We start from the raw sequence: 16,426 nt of genomic DNA on the forward strand, positions 1-16,426 counted from the left end.
TTGCAATCAATGTGCTGATTTATTTGGAGAAAAATTGCAAAAAAAGACTACTTTCCCACGTGCGGAAAGTAGTCTCTTTTGCATATCCCCAAGGAGGCAGGCATGATAATTGAGGTTTCCGAAGAAGGCCGTTACATTCATGCGGAGCGCGGTTTTGTTGTGGTGCAAGAAAAAGGAACCGAGCTTGGGCGCATTCCCATTGATACCATTACAGCGTTTATTATAAGTGCACAGGGTGCCACGCTCACAAAGTCGTTTCTTTCCCGCCTTGGGGCATTAAATATTCCTGTTATTATTTGTGGCGAACAATACGCCCCCATTTCCATAGCTACCCCCATAACCGTGCATTACCAGCAGCAGGCCATAGCCCATGCCCAGGTGGGGGCTTCTGTTGCGTTAAAAAACAACCTCTGGCAAACCATTGTGCAGGCAAAGCTGCGCAACCAGGCGGCCGTGCTGCGCCAGCACGCCCCCCATGCCAGCAAGGTGGCAGAACGAATTGAGGTATTCAGCCAAAAAGTGAAGCCGGGCGACAGCGATAATTACGAAGCCAACGCCGCCCGCCTTTACTGGCCTGCCCTGCTTGGCAAGGGCTTTGTGCGTGAAGCAAGCGCGGCGGGCACCAACGCTTTTTTGAATTATGCCTATGCCGTGGTGCGGGCATGCATGGTGCGGGCCTTGTGTGCGGCGGGGCTATTACCCCTGTTTGGGGTGCACCATTGCAACAGGCTGAATGCCTTTTGCCTTGCAGACGACCTGATGGAACCCCTGCGCCCCTTTGCAGACGCACTTGTGGCACCTCTTGTGGCTGGAATAGCAGAGCCGGAACTGACCCCCAAAAACAAGCGGATACTGTGTTCCCTTACCGACCAAAAGGTGGCCATGCTGCAACGAACAAATTACTTTATTCCTGCAACGTACCTTATGGCCCAAACCCTGGCGGCTTCGTTTACCGAAGGGGCCATAAAACTTGCCCTGCCTGCTTTTCCTGCTGGACCTAAAGCCATATAGCATTACAGCGGCTAAAATAACATTAACTGCTGGTGCGTTGCCAATTCCGCTCCCTCATTTTTGGCTTTTGCCGGGCCAAAAAAGTTCTCTGTCATGCCGTATTGCCTGTCTGTAATATACAAAACAGAAACATAGCCATTGGGCACAAGGCATTTTTTTACCTTTTGGGCCAGTTGCTTGGCATTTTCCAGGTTGGCGGCATGGCGCATGTACACAGAAAACTGCTTTCTGCTAAAGCCAAGCTCCAGCAGGCTGTTTCTGAACAGGGTGGCCCGGCGCATTTCCATTTTTGTGCTCACGGGCAGGTCAAACATAACAACAACCCACATTATTTCGTAATGTCCTGGCCGTTTATGGTTTCTTGCCCATTTTCTTGCCATGCCACAACCTTGCGTGCTTGCGCGCTATCTTCCCAAACGGGGTCAACTCCACTTTGCGGGCTTGCAACTGGCAGTAATAGCTCAGTCCGTTTTCTCCAGTAGTCCACCGGGCATATGCCGGGTGTTTGGTCAACCCGGCCTGCACGGCCTGGTTTGAGCCATCCAGGGCGCGGGCGTCGTGCAGCAAGTTGCACTGCAGCCTTCCATTGCTCATTTTTTGCACCACAAAGAAGACTGGCCCCTTGGGCAGCAGTGGCCCCAGTTGTTCATGCAGGGCCGGGGTAGGCAGCACTTCCAGCACGTCGCCGTTACACAGGCCCCACAGCCGCTTGTATCCATCTTTTTTCCATTGCGGTACAAACTCGGGGTTGTTTATATCTATGCGCCGTATGCACTCCCAACCCACCTTGCCTTTACTATCCACAAAAAAGTCGGTGCGGTAGTTGTTTTTGGGTTCATAGCCAAATTGCAAGGCGCGGTTTATGCCCACTAAAGACTTGCGTGCCAAACAGGGGTACGTTGCCCCAAGCAACCCTTTTGTTTGCGCAAGCTGAATAGCCATGCTTACGGTGTTTGCTTCCTGCACCTTTGCAGGTAATGCCCGCACAGGCTTGCCATTTTCGGCAGCTTCCTGTTGTGCCCTGTGCAAGGCTTGTTCTGCCTCTGGCAAATGGTTGTTAATTACCTGCACAATGTGCAGGCATTGCTGGTAAGCTTGCTGGGCCTGTGGCGTGGCAAGGGGTATTGTTTTGGTATTAAACACAATGTTTGCAATGTCGTTATAGCTCGTAATTTTACTCAGGGCACGGCTGAAGCGTATGGTGAACTCGCCTTCTTTGGCTGGTTTTCCTTCCGGTTCTGGCAAAATACGGTATTTTGTGGCGTCGTGCAGTTGCCCTGCCATGCCGTGTTCGGCCTTGGGGGAAGGAGTAACGCACAACAAATGGTTTTGCACGTGGTGCCGAAAATGGGCGGTACTGTCACCAAACGGCTGTGGAAATTCGCTAATGCGCTGGCCAGCTTTTTCCTGCTCTACCATTTTTTTAACCATAGCCCTTGTGGTGCAGGCGGTAACCAGGGCATCCAGCGCGTGGTGGCGGTGGTCTATGCGTGGCTTTGCGGCCCATAGCGGGTTGTGGGCGGGGTAGCCAGTGGCGGGGTTTATGTGCACCTCACCTGTTTCCGGGTCCACTATGTCTTTTGTTACAGGTACGCCAAGCAATTCATATTCAAGCCCTTCCAAACCCCAGTAGCGGCGCAATGCCGCCGTGGTGCCCCCTTTTACCGGAACAATATCCGGGCACACAGCATGCAAGTACCGGGTGGCCAGTTTTGCCATGTAGCGGGTGTCTGTAAGGCGACGGTCTGTTTGTTCTTCATCCCCTGTTTCGCCAAACCGGGTAGCGGCTTCCGGCCCAAAGCGCCAGGCCTTTGCCTTGGGGAACTTGGGGTCGTGAATAATTTTACTGATTTCACTCCACTTATCTTTGGCTAGCTTTTGAATAACATCGTAAGGGAACTGTTCGCCCTTGGCCTTGTTTTCCGCATCAGGCACAAGGCACAGGTTCATGAAGGTGTTGGTACCCCCGTGTGAACGGGGAATAAGGTGCTCAATTTCGCAGGCAGCAATGTCGCTGGCTTCAATTTCCTGTAAAGTGAACAAGCTGCGCTTACCCTGCTGCAACCACAGCTTGTATTTAGTGCGGTTTCGCTTGCTCGGGGCAAGGTGCAGCTCTGCCAGTTCGCGGTGAATAGCTTCATTTTCCCGCTCATTTTTCTGCATTTCTTTAATCAACTCATCACGTTTTTTGGCGGAAAGGCCAAGTTCCCTTGCCAGTTCCACATGAATGCGCTGGGGCTTGCCATACAGGCCAATAATTTCATTCACAACTTTACGCAACTGGTTCAGCACCACATGCACCACGGGGTTGGGCACGCGCCCCTGCTCCCGTTCTTCTTCCGCTGCTGTGTGCTTGTGCCACGGGTGAATAGGGGTTACATCCTGCTGCAATATTTCTGCATAATAGGGCAACAGCGGGTAGTTGCCACCAATGGCTCGAATGCGTTCCGCTTCTGCCATAAACGCGCAGGCATCTGCCGCGGAACGGTGCGTGTGGGGCCGCCACACAAGGCATGGTGCACCAGTTTCGTCCGGCACCGCCTCTTCATACCCCTCACGCAATTTTTCAATAATTTGTCGTGTGGCGGTTATGCCAAGGTTGCTTCTGCCCTGTGGCAGCGCCGCCATAACCTGGCTTGCCACAGCTTCTGCTTGCGGCCCTTGCATCTGGAGTTTCTGGCACAAAAGTGCCAGAAGAGCATCCTCCGGGTATAGAACACTGGCGGGGTCTTGCGGGTCAATGGCGGGCTCTGCAATAAAGTCTATAATACTGTCTTGTTCCTGCTGGCTGAACGTGGCCCAGGCCGGAACATTGGCAAATGCTTTGATATGGGAAAAAGGCTGAATGCTTTTTACCTCGTCCGCAAGGTTCACCCCCAGCACTTTTTCGTTTGTCAGGGCGCTTATGGTTTTACGCAGTTCTGTTTTGGTAAGGGCAACACCCTGGTGCAGGGCCTTGGTAACCAATGCATCGCGCACGGGCTTAGTTAAAAAACGCTCCCCTTCCGGTGTGGAGTAGCGTATGTGGTTAATTTGCTCATAAATGCGGCGCGTTTCACTTAGGCGGTGCATACGGGGCAGGCGTTTTTCCCCCGGCACAAAGGTACAGTTGCCTGTGGCATACGGGGCATGGGGTGCATCTTGAAAAATGGCGTCATACACCGCTTCTTCCATGGCTGGCGTAAGGTGGGGGTAATGCTGGCGCTGGGTGGCCCACATGCGCCGGAACTCCTCCTTCACCAAAAAACGAGGTACCGCGTACTCCACTTCCTTTGTGCCTGCCAGTGCAGCGTAACCCGTTTCCGCTGTGCCATTGTTGCCTGTGCCAAGGTGAAACTTACGGCGGCGCACCGGGTTGCCATTATTGAGGCGTTGCACAAAAAAAGACGAAATGGTTTGCCCTGTGCCCCCCAGCACTTCTTCAAGCTTACGGTAGGCGCTGGCTGTTTTTTGGGTGTCTTTTTTGGGGGCAGCACCCTTTTTTGCCGTTGCGGTTACTGGTGCTGCTTCTGCGGTAAGTTCTGGTGCAGCAAGCGTATGCCCGGCTTCCATTGCTTCTTCTTGCTGGGTTAAAAAGCCAGCCCCCCGAAACTTTGCCATGTGCAGGCAGCAGCGGCCGAGCTCTGCTATATTTTCCAGTTTCCCCTGCACGGCGTTAGCCCGCAACTGGTAAGGGTTTGCCAGGGTAAGTGTGTGCATTTCTTGCTCGGCAGCAGGGAGCAAGCCCAAAGCTTGCAGTACAAGACGCACCCGGCTAAGACGCTGGCGTTTGCGCCGTGTGTGTTTACGCTCCATGCGTTTACCGCGCCTTTCAGAAGCACCATCGGGAGTGATAAAAGTACGTACCCCCATATCAAGTATTTTTAAAAATTCATTATTCGGTCCAACCAATACAAGGGCAGTGCCAGTGGATGCTATGCCAAGGTCTATGCCAAGAATATACCGATAATATTGGGGCATGTGCTTCTCCGTATAATAAAGTTGACAACACGAGATGTTCGGTGTAATTATTTTTTTATCTATACAATTAATCTCTAGCAGGATTCATTTGGTTAGGCAACTATAACAAGTGTTTTGCCCACGGGCAGAACACCGTAAGATTTGGCGGTTCCCTTCGGGGGCCGCCTCTTTTTATTCAATCGCTTCTATTTATATTCCCACCAACCCTCATTGACCAAAGTAAAAGTCATATTTGGGTCATAGACCGTACCCTGCCCCACACGCACAAAAAAAAAGGACTCCGTATTGCTACGGAATCCTTAAATTTTCTGGTGGAGCTGGAGGGAATTGAACCCACGACCTCTTGAATGCCATTCAAGCGCTCTCCCAACTGAGCTACAACCCCACGGGAACCCACATCTGGTGCAGGTAGTGTTCTGGTTGGGCATATGCCGTGCCAGAGGGCCATTGATGCCACAGGAACCCTGTTCTGTAAAGAATTTATTTTTGAGGAAACGCCATTTTCGCAGTCTGTCCTTAAGGCACATAAAAAAAATACAGCATCCCCATTCTACCTCTTGCCATGGATTTTTTTTCCGTTTAAATAAACGTGGTGCGGCCATGCCGCCTATTTTTCATCGCTTATATGGTTGGAGCAACCCTATGCGTCTTTTTTTGGTATCATTGTGTTTTTCCTGCAAAGTAGTGTTGACCGCATGCACCCTGCTTGCCTGCCTGCATACTGCCCCGGTTAATGCCGCCATGCCCCAAGGAGCAGGAAAACAGCCCACAGTTGCCGTACCTGCTGCCACAGCCAGCGCACCAGGACCTGTAGACAACGCGCCGGGTTCCGCACCTGCCGCTCCTGAAACAACCTATACGTTGCCTGCTGCAGAAGCCGCCGAAGGGGAAAGCCCTTCCCTGCTCACCCGTATCGGGCAACGTTTTTCCAACATTTGGGAAAATGGCAAATGGGACGTGTACGTGCCTGCCTACGCCTGGCACAACAGATTCATGTACCACACGGGGGAAGCGGAAAAATTCAACGAACACCCCTGGGGCGGCGGTTTTGGCAAGTCGTATTTTGATGAAGACGGCGACCAGCATTCCCTGTACACCATGGGCTTTATGGATTCCAACGACCGCTTCCAACCCATTGTAGGCTACGCCTATATAAAAAACTGGAAAGTGTTCGAAGACTTTTCCCTGGGCCTTGGCTTTACCGCAGGCATAACCGCCCGTCATGAATACCACTACATTCCCTTACCCGGTGCGCTCCCCATTGTCAGCATGCAGTACAAAAATGTGGCTATTCAGGCAACCTACATTCCTGAACGGTATAACCACGGCAACGTACTGTTTACCTGGTTTCGTTATCATTTTAATTAATCACCGGTGCCTGCACAGTACCCGGGGAAGCCTGCCACAGGCTTCCTTTTTTTGGTTTAGAAGCCCCTTCCATTCTATACAGCACCCCCCATGCTTTATACTTCCTTCGTCTGAAAAGCTATGCTATGTACATAGGAAAGCACGGAATACAACTGCGGCGTTTCTCTAAAAAAAGACCCTGCTGCACACTCCAGTTGTGCTACGCGGCCCTTGCCATTATCTTCTTACGTCTTATTTCCATACAGGCCCTCCACTGTGTCAATTATCCTTCATACCCATAGCACCCCGCAAGTTCAGGCAACACCTTGCGTAAAGGGGAGATATCCAAATGCATGTAGGCGTTGGCTACAGCGAACTTCCTGGCAGCACTGCCGCAGGTACCGAGGCTGCTGTGCAGGCCCTTGCCGGGCAAAAGAAACATGGGCCTTGCAGCCTTGTGTTGCTCTTCGCTACGGCCCGCCATAACGCTACTCATTTACGTAGTGCCGTGGCGGCTGTGGTGGGGGAAGGGGTGCCCATAATAGGGGGCAGCGCAGTTGGCATAATAACCAACACCCAGTTTGGCTATGCGGGTGAACAGGTGGGCGTGGCGGCCATTTGGTTACAGCAGGAAAAATACCAGATGTTTGTGGAAGAAAACCTCACTGCAGGGGAAACAGAAGCAGGTATGCGCCTTGGCAGGGCAATGCTGGCCCGCGGCATAACCCCCCAAACCCCCTTTTTCCTTTTCTATGATGCCCTGGTAAAAACAGACCAGGGCCTGCGCATGATTATGGCTACTTCCCTGCTGGCAGGGCTTGAACAGGGCCTGGGCTTTTTCCCCCCTCTGTTTGGGGCAGGCATGCAGGGCGACTTTATTGGCACGCCCACACAGCAATGGACAGGCAGCGGCACACAGCAACACACAGCCCTGGGGCTGGCGTTTTCCCCTGAAGTGCAGGTTGACTTTGCCATAATGCATGGGTGCCGGCCCGGAACAGGCTATTACACTGTGACCAAGGCAGAGGGACAAACCATTCTTGAAATTAACGGCCAGCCTGCCTTACCATTTTTGCGTTCCCTGCTTGGGGCTGCCATTCCCCAAGAAGCCTACCCCTTTTTCCTCCTTTTTGGGGTAGGCAGCAAAGGCAAGTGGCAAGAATTTGCGGAAGAACATTATGCAAGCCGCCTTTGTCTTGGGCTGGACTTGCAGCGCAACGGCATTGTTATGTTTGAACCAGACATGGTTGCCGGCACAGAATTTCAAATTATGTACCGTAATGGTGAAGACCATGGGTACATTCCCCCTAGAATAGAAGCTCTGTTTCAAGGGGTACAGCACCGCAAACCAGTGCTGGCCCTGTACATTAACTGTGCAGGCCGTGCCGCTGCCTATTCCGGCCTGAAACATGAAGATGCAGAAGTTGTACAACACGCTGTGGCAGGCAGAGCTCCCTTGCTGGGCCTGTATACAGGTGTTGAAATTGCCCCTATGGAAGGACGTCCACGGGGCCTTGACTGGACAGGCGTTTTCTGTCTGCTGAGTGTACCTATATGAACAAGAACAATATGATATCCATTCCCGCCCAAGAACTGGAAGAAATGCAGCAAGAGTTGCACTATTTACGCCAATGTGCACAAAGCAACATTGGCAAAATTCTTCAGCTTGATCTGCAAGCCGTTGCCCTGCGCCATGAACTGGAACAAAAACGCCGGGGCTTTCACCTAATGGCAGAACTTTCTGCCCGGCTTGGGCACAGAGCAGACCAAACAACGTTATTTGCCTCTGTGAGCGAGCGCATAAACTCCGCCCTGGACATGCAGCGCACCGTGGTGCTTACCCCCGCAAAAACACCTGGCCACTTTGAGGTGGCCATGGTGCATGGCTATGATGAAGCTGAGGCAAAGCGACTTACGGGAATGCCCCTTTCCATTGCTCCTTCATTGCTGGACAAAGCAAAACCAATGCTGGTAACCAGCCAAAGCCCTGCCAGCCTGGAAGCCCCCCTGCGCAAAGCCTTGGGGCTGCCCTACTTTATTACGGTCCCTGTGCTGGCGGAAGGCGAAATAGCTGCCCTGCTCATTACCGGAAGAATCGCCGAAGAACTGCCTTTTTTGCCGCAATTGGGCCATAGCGATGTGGAAACCGTGCAGGCAGTGAGCATTTACCTGGCTGCCATGCTTTCCAGCGTGAAGCTTATGGAAGCAGAAGAACGCACCCAAATAATGCTTGATGCAAACCCCATGTGCTGCAACTTTTGGAATGAACGGCTGGAAAACATAGACTGCAACGCAGAAGCGCCACGCCTGTTCGACCTAGCCAACAAGCAGGAATACCTTGACCGGTTTTTTGAACTCTCGCCCGAATTTCAGCCTTGCGGCAGACCTACCGCTGAGATGGCCTACGAATATATTCAAACAGCCTTTGCCAAGGGCCGGGTAACCTTTGAATGGATGCACCAAAAACTTAATGGAGACCCTGTTCCCGCAGAAATAACCCTGATAAGGGGAAAACGCAGTGAAGAAACGGTGGTACTGGGCTACACCCGCGACCTGCGGGAACTGAAAGCCATGTTGGCAGAAATGCAGAAAAAAGAGGAACAACTTCGCCTTGCCCGCGATTTGGCGGAAAAAAACGCACAGGCCAAAAGCGAATTTCTTGCCAACATGAGCCATGAAATTCGCACCCCCATGAATGCCATTTTGGGCATGACCCACATTCTTGCCGAAACCGAGCTGACAGAAAAGCAAGCCCTGTATGTACAAAAGGCCGAATATTCTGCCAAACTGTTGCTGCACATTATTAATGATATTCTGGATTTTTCCAAAATAGAAGCTGGCAAGCTTGTGCTGGAAAACACGTCGTTTTCCCTTCCAGCCATTATGGGACAAATGCAGGACATTCTATCCCAACAGGCCAAAGACAAAGACCTTTCCTTTACCACCACCATTGCCCAGGAAGTGCCCGCTAACCTTGTGGGCGACCCCCTGCGCCTGGAACAGGTACTGCTGAACCTTTCCAGCAATGCCATTAAGTTTACCCAAAACGGCAGCGTGCATGTTGCTGTTTCCCTGCACACCCCCCCCGCCACCCCGGACGAAGCCATTTGCCTGCGCTTTTCCGTACAAGACACCGGTATTGGTCTGCAACAAGAGCAAATTAATTCACTGTTTACTCCCTTTACCCAGGCCGATTCTTCCACCACCCGCAAGTATGGGGGCACAGGCCTTGGCCTGGCCATAAGCCGCAGCCTTGTGGAACTTATGGGGGGCACCATTCAGTGTGAAAGCACTGCGGGCCAGGGCAGCACTTTTTCCTTTACCGCCATGTTTACAATTGCGACAGAAAGCCCTGCTCACCAGAGTGGGCTCCTGCCTGACGCCCTGGCAGCAGCCGAGGCAACATTGCAAGGCAACACCCAAAGCCCCCCAAATGACAAGGAAAAAGACACCTTTGAAGACCTTGCCGGGCTGCGTGTGCTGCTAACAGAAGATAACGACATAAACCAGATGATTGCCCTGGATTACCTGGAAAGCAAAAGCATTCAGGCCCATGTAGCCAATAACGGGCGAGAAGCCCTGGAAGCCCTGGAAAAAGGCACATACGACCTTATTCTTATGGATATTCAAATGCCGGAAATGGATGGACTTACCGCCACACGGCACATTAGGAAGAACCCCGCCCATGCCACCTTGCCCATTATTGCCATGACAGCCCACGCCATGGTGGGCGACTATGAGGCAAGCCTGCAAAGCGGCATGAATGACCACATTACCAAGCCAATAGACCCCCAGGTACTGTTCGCAACACTACGCAAGTGGAGAAAACAGGGCTCGTAACGACATGGCCCTTCCACGAAAGTAATGCTTACCTCCACCAAGCAATTTCAAAATGAAAGTGCCTTAGCCAAACCAGTTCACACTTGCAAGAGTGGCTTACTGGCGAGCTTTGTTCGCCAGTAAGCCACTCTTTGATTCACCCCCTCTTATGGCTCTCTAAAATACATCTCAGCCTGCCAACTGCACGCATGCTCAAGGTATTTTTGGTGCATGGCCAAATCTCTAGACTTTATCTAGATAATATTTTGATTTCTTCTTGATAATATATAAAATACAACTCATTGCCGTTTATTTGCCATTCTTTTGGGTCTGTTCTATTGCACACACAACCACGACTGCAAAAATTCCTTGAAAATATATTGCTGCTCCACCACATACAAACATGTAATAAGAATCTTTCTCATATATGCATTCATTGGCTATGGCTTGTTCGGTAAAAATACGTACAGGAAATTGTAAAATAGTTCCATAATTGTTGCAAAATTAACCATTGCCTCCCAACGACTTCAGCCAATACTCATATTTGTTGAATGGATTATTTACGCAAAATCTTCGTTTGTGAATATTGCAAAATACATTTTTTTTATGTTGAATGCTCCTTAACAGACACGCAAAGTACAAGCGAGCACACTATGCAAGCAGCAAGCGTAACGTGCCTTGAAAAAACACAGTGGTGTTGCAAAAAGACTTAGCCACCACAGTGCACATGTTCAAAGCACACAGTTTGCACCAAGGCGCGGCTGGGGGGACTAACACCCCACTCAAAAAAAATCGCGCTTTTGCCTGCACTTCGAAAAAATCCTTGAAGAGCAATGCAATCATTTCATTTGGTGATTGCTCTTAAAAGGTACGGGAGGTGTTACCATGGAATGGATAATGCACCTTGAAAGTGGAGCCAAAGAGGCCATTGCCATGGTTCCCCACGTTTCACTACAGGCTGCTGTTCTTATTGGCTCTTTTGCCATGTTGCTTACCATGCGGCGTGAAGCCGTGCTTGACGCTCGCAATCATCTGATTTTGGGGAGTATTCTGGGGATTACCGGGCTTTGCTTGAACCTATTGTCCGAACATATGCAGAATGGTTCAGCCCCTATCCATGTATATACAGACTTTGTTTTCTGGTCAGGACTACTTGGTGGGTGGCGCAATGCTCTGTTATCAGTGGCTTTTCTGCTTTTGGGCCGGGTCCCCTTGCTGGGCATGGAAAACTTCCTGTTTTCCATGGCAGATTCCCTGCTCATAGCTGCAGGCAGTGTATTCCTGGGTAAATGGTTTTTACAGGGACAACCGTGCCTGCTTACCTTTCGGTTAAGCTTGCGCCTTGTGTTCCTAAGGGTCCTGGTGGTGCTGCTTCCCCCCGCTATGGTATTGCTGGCATCGGCTGGGCACAACACACTGGCCTTGGGGCTTTTCATCCGCAGGGTTATCGGCTCATTCACCTTCTCGGCCATTATTCTCTTCTGCTGTGCCTTACTCATACAACGAGAATGCAACCGAGAATGGGATACCCAAGAATATTAACAACGAGTGCAAAGTATTTACAGTTTTCTCATGAAGTGCCTCTTACTGCGGGCCTGGCCCGGAGGGAGCATCAGTCTGAAGCTAACCTTGCAGCACTGATACTACCCATGCACTTCCCCCCTGCCGCTCAAGGGCAGCATTCCCACACAGGTACTCGCACCTGTACACATGCTGCTCCGGCCTGTTCAGGTGCGGCTTCCAAGCGTCTAGCTCATATGAACTTTGAGAATATATATATTCGTAAAGTTCAAAGCGCACCTGGGCGCTCCTCAGTCCTCCCCACAGCGGGTCCTTCCCCGCATAAGGTCGCATTATTAAACGGCGGTGCGGCCTTACAGGAAATGCCGTATTACATATAGCCCACGTGTGGCACCAAGGCAGCCCTAGCCTCCAAAGGTTACCGCCTCCGCACAACCGCAATAGATATGCCTTGGTGCCACATCGGGCAACATGGTCACATGTGTTCCTGACCATCAGTACAAGATTATGTTTCGGTCTGCGCAGGCAGAGCGAAACATGATGACAAAAGCACGCAAAACGCAGTTTTGCAGTGGTCTTGTAAAAGAAGCATCCCGGTGGGGTAACCCACCGGGATGCTTCTTTTGCACTGCATTGCAGAAAAACGCTGCCTTATTCAGCGTTCTTCAAAACTATTGCTTGCCTGCCTGAGGGGCTAAAAAGCGCGACAGTACCTCCATCATCTTTTCCAGGTCAATGGGCTTTGCCAGGTGGGCATTCATGCCAATGGAAATGGCTTTATCCACATCTTCCTTGAAGGCGTTGGCTGTCATTGCCACAATGGGCACCGTAGAGGCGTCTTCTTTGCCACTTTCCCGAATTTGTTGGGTGGCAGCGTACCCATCCAGCAAAGGCATTTGCACATCCATTAAAATCAGGTCGTAATACTGCGGCGGGTGCTGCACAAATGCTTCCACCGCCTCTATGCCGTCTATTGCCTCGTCAATTTCAAGTTCCAAACTGGCAAGCTGTTCTGTTACAATAAGCCTGTTAATGTCCACGTCATCCACAAGCAGTATTCGGCGCCCTTTCACAGAAAGCTGTTCCAGGCTGGAATGTTCTTCAACGGCAATGGCCTCTGCTTCATCAAACCACACGTCAAAGCTGAATGTACTGCCCTGGCCTTCCTTGCTTTCAAGGGCAATGTCACTTCCCATAAGGTTGACAATGCGCCGGCTGATGGAAAGCCCAAGCCCTGTGCCACCGTAACTATGGGCTATGTTGGCATCTGCCTGCACAAATGGGGTGAATAACTTCTTTTGGGCGTGTTCTGAAATGCCTATCCCCGTATCCATAACAGTAAAGCGCACCAGCGCCTTGCCATTTTCCCGGATCAGTTCGGAAACCCCAAGGGTTATGGCCCCGCATTCCGGCGTAAACTTTACCGCATTGCCCAGCAAGTTAATAAGCACCTGGCGAAGGCGCAAGGCGTCATTGCTAAAGTAAGGGAGTTGCAGGGCAACATCACTTTGCAGGCGAATATTTTTTTCTGTGCAGCGCGGCTGAATAATATCCAATACACTTTGCACAAGTTTGCCCAGGTGGAACGGCTCGCGGGAGAGGACAAGCTTGCCCGCCTCTATCTTGGAAATATCCAAAATATCGTTGAGCAGCCCCAACAAGTGCTGGGAAGAAACCTCAATTTGCCGCACATGCGCCCGCAGTTCCTGCACATCATGCTGGGGGTTGGCAAGTTTTGTTTGCACAATATTGCTCATGCCAATAATGGCGTTCATGGGGGTACGAATTTCATGGCTCATACGCGCAAGAAATTCGCTTTTGGAAGCATTGGCCATTTGGGCATCTGCTGCGGTGCGTTCCAGTTCCAACTGGGTGTCGCGCAGTTGTTTCTCCACAAACACCCTGCGGGAAACGTCTCTGGCAAAGCCAATAATGCCAATAAAGTTTGATGCCCCATCAAACAGGGGAATACGCACCGAATCCAGTGTTTCTTCGTGCCCGTCGGCAAACATCACCACTTCTTCCGCATAGGTGGGCACACGGCTTTCCAGCGCTTCCATGTCGTTACGGGCAAATTCCAGCCCGCGTTCTAGGGGAAACACCTCAAAAGACCGCCGTCCAAGGGTGCCCTGGGGTTCAAGCCCGGTAAAGGAAGCAAAACGCGGGTTCACCGCAAGGTAGCGGCCTTGTGGGTCCATATACCAAATAACGTCCGGGCTTGAAGAAAAAATTGTGTCCAGAAGCATGCGCTGTTCTTCGGTTTTATGCCGCTCTTCTGCCAATTCGGTTACGTCGGTGGAAGACACAATAAAGCCGATGCGTTCCCCATGCCTGTTCAAAAAATATTCTGCCCGTGGCTTAAAGTACCTGTCTGCTGAAGCAAGATACATGGAATCCGCATCACGCCCTTCCTGCAAGGCCAAAATAGGGTCGCAGGCAGAACCCACAGGAAATATGCCGTAGTCGGCATAGGCCTTGCCAATAACCTCATCTAGCTGCTTTCCCATGTGGCGCAGGGCCACGGCATTGGCATAAATAGTGTTGCCCTCAAGGTCTGTAATAACAAGTGTGCCTTGCACGCTTTTCACAACGCTGTCGGCCATGTCATCAAACGCATTGGCAAGGGCGCCCAGTTCGTCTTTGGCCTTGGTGTGAAAACGGAATTGCCATTCCCCTGAACGGAAGCGGGCAAACCCCTTCACCAGGCGGGTTATACTGCGGGTGAACATGGAGGCCATCCACACCGCAATAAGCACCACCACCACCCCCATAAGGAGGGTGGAAACACTCAGCCGGACAGCGGTTTGCATCATGTTGCGCTGAATGGCTTTTTCCGCCTCGGCAAGCAATATGGCGGAATACAGGGTGGTTTGGCGAATGATGGTTTCAATAACATTCTTGGTTTCATTGGCAGGCCGGTGAAAGTAGTCAAGCCCTGCCCCAATGGTAACAAAGCCAAACCCGCGGGGGGAATTAGCATAACGGGAAGTATAGTAAGGAATAGCGGCAGCCGTATTAATTTTCCATAAATCGCTCCATAAAATCTGGAACGAACCAGAGCCCCCCTGGCGTGTCAAGTCCATCCACCCGGTACACTGGGCGGCAAAATTCAGGTAGCGGCAGTCCAGGCCTACTTTGCCTTGGCGCGTGAGTTCTGCAGCAGGCTTTTTGGCATTGCTCTGTTCAAGAAATTCAGGTTCATCTTGAATAAACGCCGCATACTCCTTGCCACTGGCCTGCCATGCTTCATAAAGAGAAGATTCCAGCCACGGCACTTCAGGCAGCCCGGTTTCCGGGTTGTAACCCACTATGGAAAAATGCCGGGGGTGAACAATGTTACGGCCTTTATAATCCCAAATAAAGGCATAGTTCCCCTCAGAAGCATCTGGAATTTCTGTATACCGCTGGTTGGTAGGGGTAATGCGGGCAGTGAACTCCATAATGTGGTCGTGGTCCAGGGCCAGGGTAACAAAGCCCACCACCTTTCCTTCCTGCACCACAGGTGTTGCCCAGCGCACTAACCCCTTAAAGCGCTTGCCCATGGGGTTCTCTTTCCCAGCAAAGGCTGACTGTTCCGGGGCAAAAGGCTCGCCTGCTTTGGCGGCATTTTCCGGGGTATAGCTGCCAATAACGCGTGAGCCAACATATGCCCCAACAACCTCGGAAACATATATTTCGCCTGGCTGCAACCCACGCAACTCATCAAAATACGTTTCCGCCTTAATGAACGTGTTGTGCCGGTCTGCCACGTTACGCAGTTCCTGCGTCATGCGCGGGGAAGACGTTACCTTCACCTTTTCATTGCCCTCAAGGTCAATAAACGTCATCTCCAGGTATAGCGGTCTGTTTTCACGGGTTAACGGATCTGCCGGGCGATAATGAAAGTTTGTAGCATTTTCTTCCAGGGTGGAAGTGATGTTCTGTCCTTCCGATATTGAAGTAGCGGGCTGCCAGCCAGTTTTGTCTGGCCGCAGCTCCCACTGCCCCGGCCGCACAAGCTGGGCACTTTTTCCGGCTAAAAATTGTTCATACCGTTCTTGGGAAGGAACAAGCTGGGCCGCCACCTTGATGTCGCCGTCCCGCTCATACAAAAATTGGGCAACCCTTTGGGCAGTATCTGTAGAAAGACGTTCCAGCCCTTCCCTTGCCCTGTCATCCAGCGCTTTCATGGCGTCACCTACGGAAACCGAAGCCGTTTCCATAAGCGCTTCATGGGCGGAATCTGCCAGGTCTTTTGCCTGCTGGCGCATGTCCGCCCCCAACAACAAGGCCTGGTGCCAAGCAAGCAAGGCCAACAACACAAGGGGCAATACCTTGATAACAACAAATAACAGAATCAGCTTGGCGCGCATGCCCAAACCAACCTGCCCAAGCAAGTTTTCAATAGCATAGCCAAATTTCTTCAACGGATTATTCATAGTAATTTTTCATCAGCATACTGCTGCCACCAAATGTTGCCCCCAAGCCTTTGCACACCCCATGGGCAAAAGCACATGCAGTAAAACTGCCTGATAACGGAATGGTTGCAGAAGATACCACAAAGAAACACTGAACACAATCGGGCAGAATGTTTACCCGGCTCCGTGGAAGCAACGGGCTGGTGGAGACCATAACAACACTGTATTTCGGGTACTTTTTTCGCCCGGCTCCGCTCTGGACAGGCTGAACGAAATACCCCTAACAAACCAAAAAGAGTACTTTTACTGAAAAAACGCTCGCCCTGTTCGTGCATTTTGAAGCTCCCGCTTTCTCGTAAACGACCAAAAAT

Annotated in this window: 8 protein-coding genes and 1 tRNA gene; 5 read left to right on the forward strand and 4 right to left on the reverse strand. The window is 51.3% G+C overall.

Going from position 1 to position 16,426, the window contains the following annotated elements:
- Nucleotides 1–102: 102 nt before the first annotated feature.
- Nucleotides 103–1,011, forward strand: a complete 909-nt coding sequence (gene cas1 / locus G497_RS18475; RefSeq protein ID WP_034638146.1) for a type II CRISPR-associated endonuclease Cas1 — start codon at nucleotides 103–105, stop codon at nucleotides 1,009–1,011.
- An 11-nt stretch (nucleotides 1,012–1,022) separates the two neighbouring features.
- Here the strand turns inward: cas1 and cas2 are convergent, their stop codons facing one another.
- The 3 genes from cas2 to G497_RS0114410 all read right to left on the reverse strand — a co-directional run bounded on the left by cas2 (nucleotide 1,023) and on the right by G497_RS0114410 (nucleotide 5,356).
- A complete protein-coding gene (cas2, locus tag G497_RS0114400; RefSeq protein ID WP_027188671.1) occupies nucleotides 1,023–1,340 on the reverse strand; it encodes a CRISPR-associated endonuclease Cas2 in 318 nt (105 codons plus the stop codon).
- A 22-nt stretch (nucleotides 1,341–1,362) separates the two neighbouring features.
- A complete protein-coding gene (gene cas9, locus G497_RS0114405; RefSeq protein WP_027188672.1) occupies nucleotides 1,363–4,971 on the reverse strand; it encodes a type II CRISPR RNA-guided endonuclease Cas9 in 3,609 nt (1,202 codons plus the stop codon).
- A gap of 309 nt (nucleotides 4,972–5,280) precedes the next feature.
- Nucleotides 5,281–5,356, reverse strand: a tRNA-Ala gene (locus G497_RS0114410).
- Between the two features lie 257 nt (nucleotides 5,357–5,613).
- Between G497_RS0114410 and pagP the strand changes: the two genes are divergently transcribed.
- The 4 genes from pagP (at nucleotide 5,614) to G497_RS0114445 (ending at nucleotide 11,679) form a co-directional block, all read left to right on the forward strand.
- Nucleotides 5,614–6,339 carry a lipid IV(A) palmitoyltransferase PagP gene (gene pagP / locus G497_RS19425; RefSeq protein WP_051258174.1) on the forward strand — a complete coding sequence of 242 codons (726 nt, stop codon included), beginning with the start codon at nucleotides 5,614–5,616 and terminating at the stop codon, nucleotides 6,337–6,339.
- A 328-nt stretch (nucleotides 6,340–6,667) separates the two neighbouring features.
- Complete coding sequence (locus tag G497_RS0114430; protein ID WP_027188673.1) at nucleotides 6,668–7,876, forward strand: FIST signal transduction protein; 1,209 nt, start codon at nucleotides 6,668–6,670, stop codon at nucleotides 7,874–7,876.
- On the forward strand, nucleotides 7,873–10,158 hold the full coding sequence (locus tag G497_RS19430) for an ATP-binding protein (protein ID WP_051258175.1): 2,286 nt from the start codon (nucleotides 7,873–7,875) through the stop codon (nucleotides 10,156–10,158). Before G497_RS0114430 ends, G497_RS19430 begins: the two co-directional genes overlap by 4 nt.
- An 864-nt stretch (nucleotides 10,159–11,022) precedes the next feature.
- Entirely contained in the window at nucleotides 11,023–11,679 is a 657-nt protein-coding gene (locus G497_RS0114445; RefSeq protein WP_156908135.1) for a hypothetical protein, read from the forward strand.
- A 650-nt stretch (nucleotides 11,680–12,329) separates the two neighbouring features.
- Here G497_RS0114445 and G497_RS0114450 read toward each other — a convergent pair.
- Nucleotides 12,330–16,076, reverse strand: a complete 3,747-nt coding sequence (locus G497_RS0114450; RefSeq protein WP_034638149.1) for an ATP-binding protein — start codon at nucleotides 16,074–16,076, stop codon at nucleotides 12,330–12,332.
- Nucleotides 16,077–16,426: the final 350 nt, after the last annotated feature.

The sequence above is a fragment of the Desulfovibrio cuneatus DSM 11391 genome (genome assembly GCF_000430005.1).
In the GTDB taxonomy this organism is placed as follows: Bacteria; Desulfobacterota; Desulfovibrionia; order Desulfovibrionales; family Desulfovibrionaceae; genus Frigididesulfovibrio; species Frigididesulfovibrio cuneatus.

Coding starts and splice junctions, on each gene's coding strand:
- cas1 (WP_034638146.1), top strand. CDS start 103: ATGATAATTGAGGTTTCCGAAGAAGGCCGTTACATTCATGCGGAGCGC.
- cas2 (WP_027188671.1), bottom strand. CDS start 1,340: ATGTGGGTTGTTGTTATGTTTGACCTGCCCGTGAGCACAAAAATGGAA.
- cas9 (WP_027188672.1), bottom strand. CDS start 4,971: ATGCCCCAATATTATCGGTATATTCTTGGCATAGACCTTGGCATAGCA.
- pagP (WP_051258174.1), top strand. CDS start 5,614: ATGCGTCTTTTTTTGGTATCATTGTGTTTTTCCTGCAAAGTAGTGTTG.
- G497_RS0114430 (WP_027188673.1), top strand. CDS start 6,668: ATGCATGTAGGCGTTGGCTACAGCGAACTTCCTGGCAGCACTGCCGCA.
- G497_RS19430 (WP_051258175.1), top strand. CDS start 7,873: ATGAACAAGAACAATATGATATCCATTCCCGCCCAAGAACTGGAAGAA.
- G497_RS0114445 (WP_156908135.1), top strand. CDS start 11,023: ATGGAATGGATAATGCACCTTGAAAGTGGAGCCAAAGAGGCCATTGCC.
- G497_RS0114450 (WP_034638149.1), bottom strand. CDS start 16,076: ATGAATAATCCGTTGAAGAAATTTGGCTATGCTATTGAAAACTTGCTT.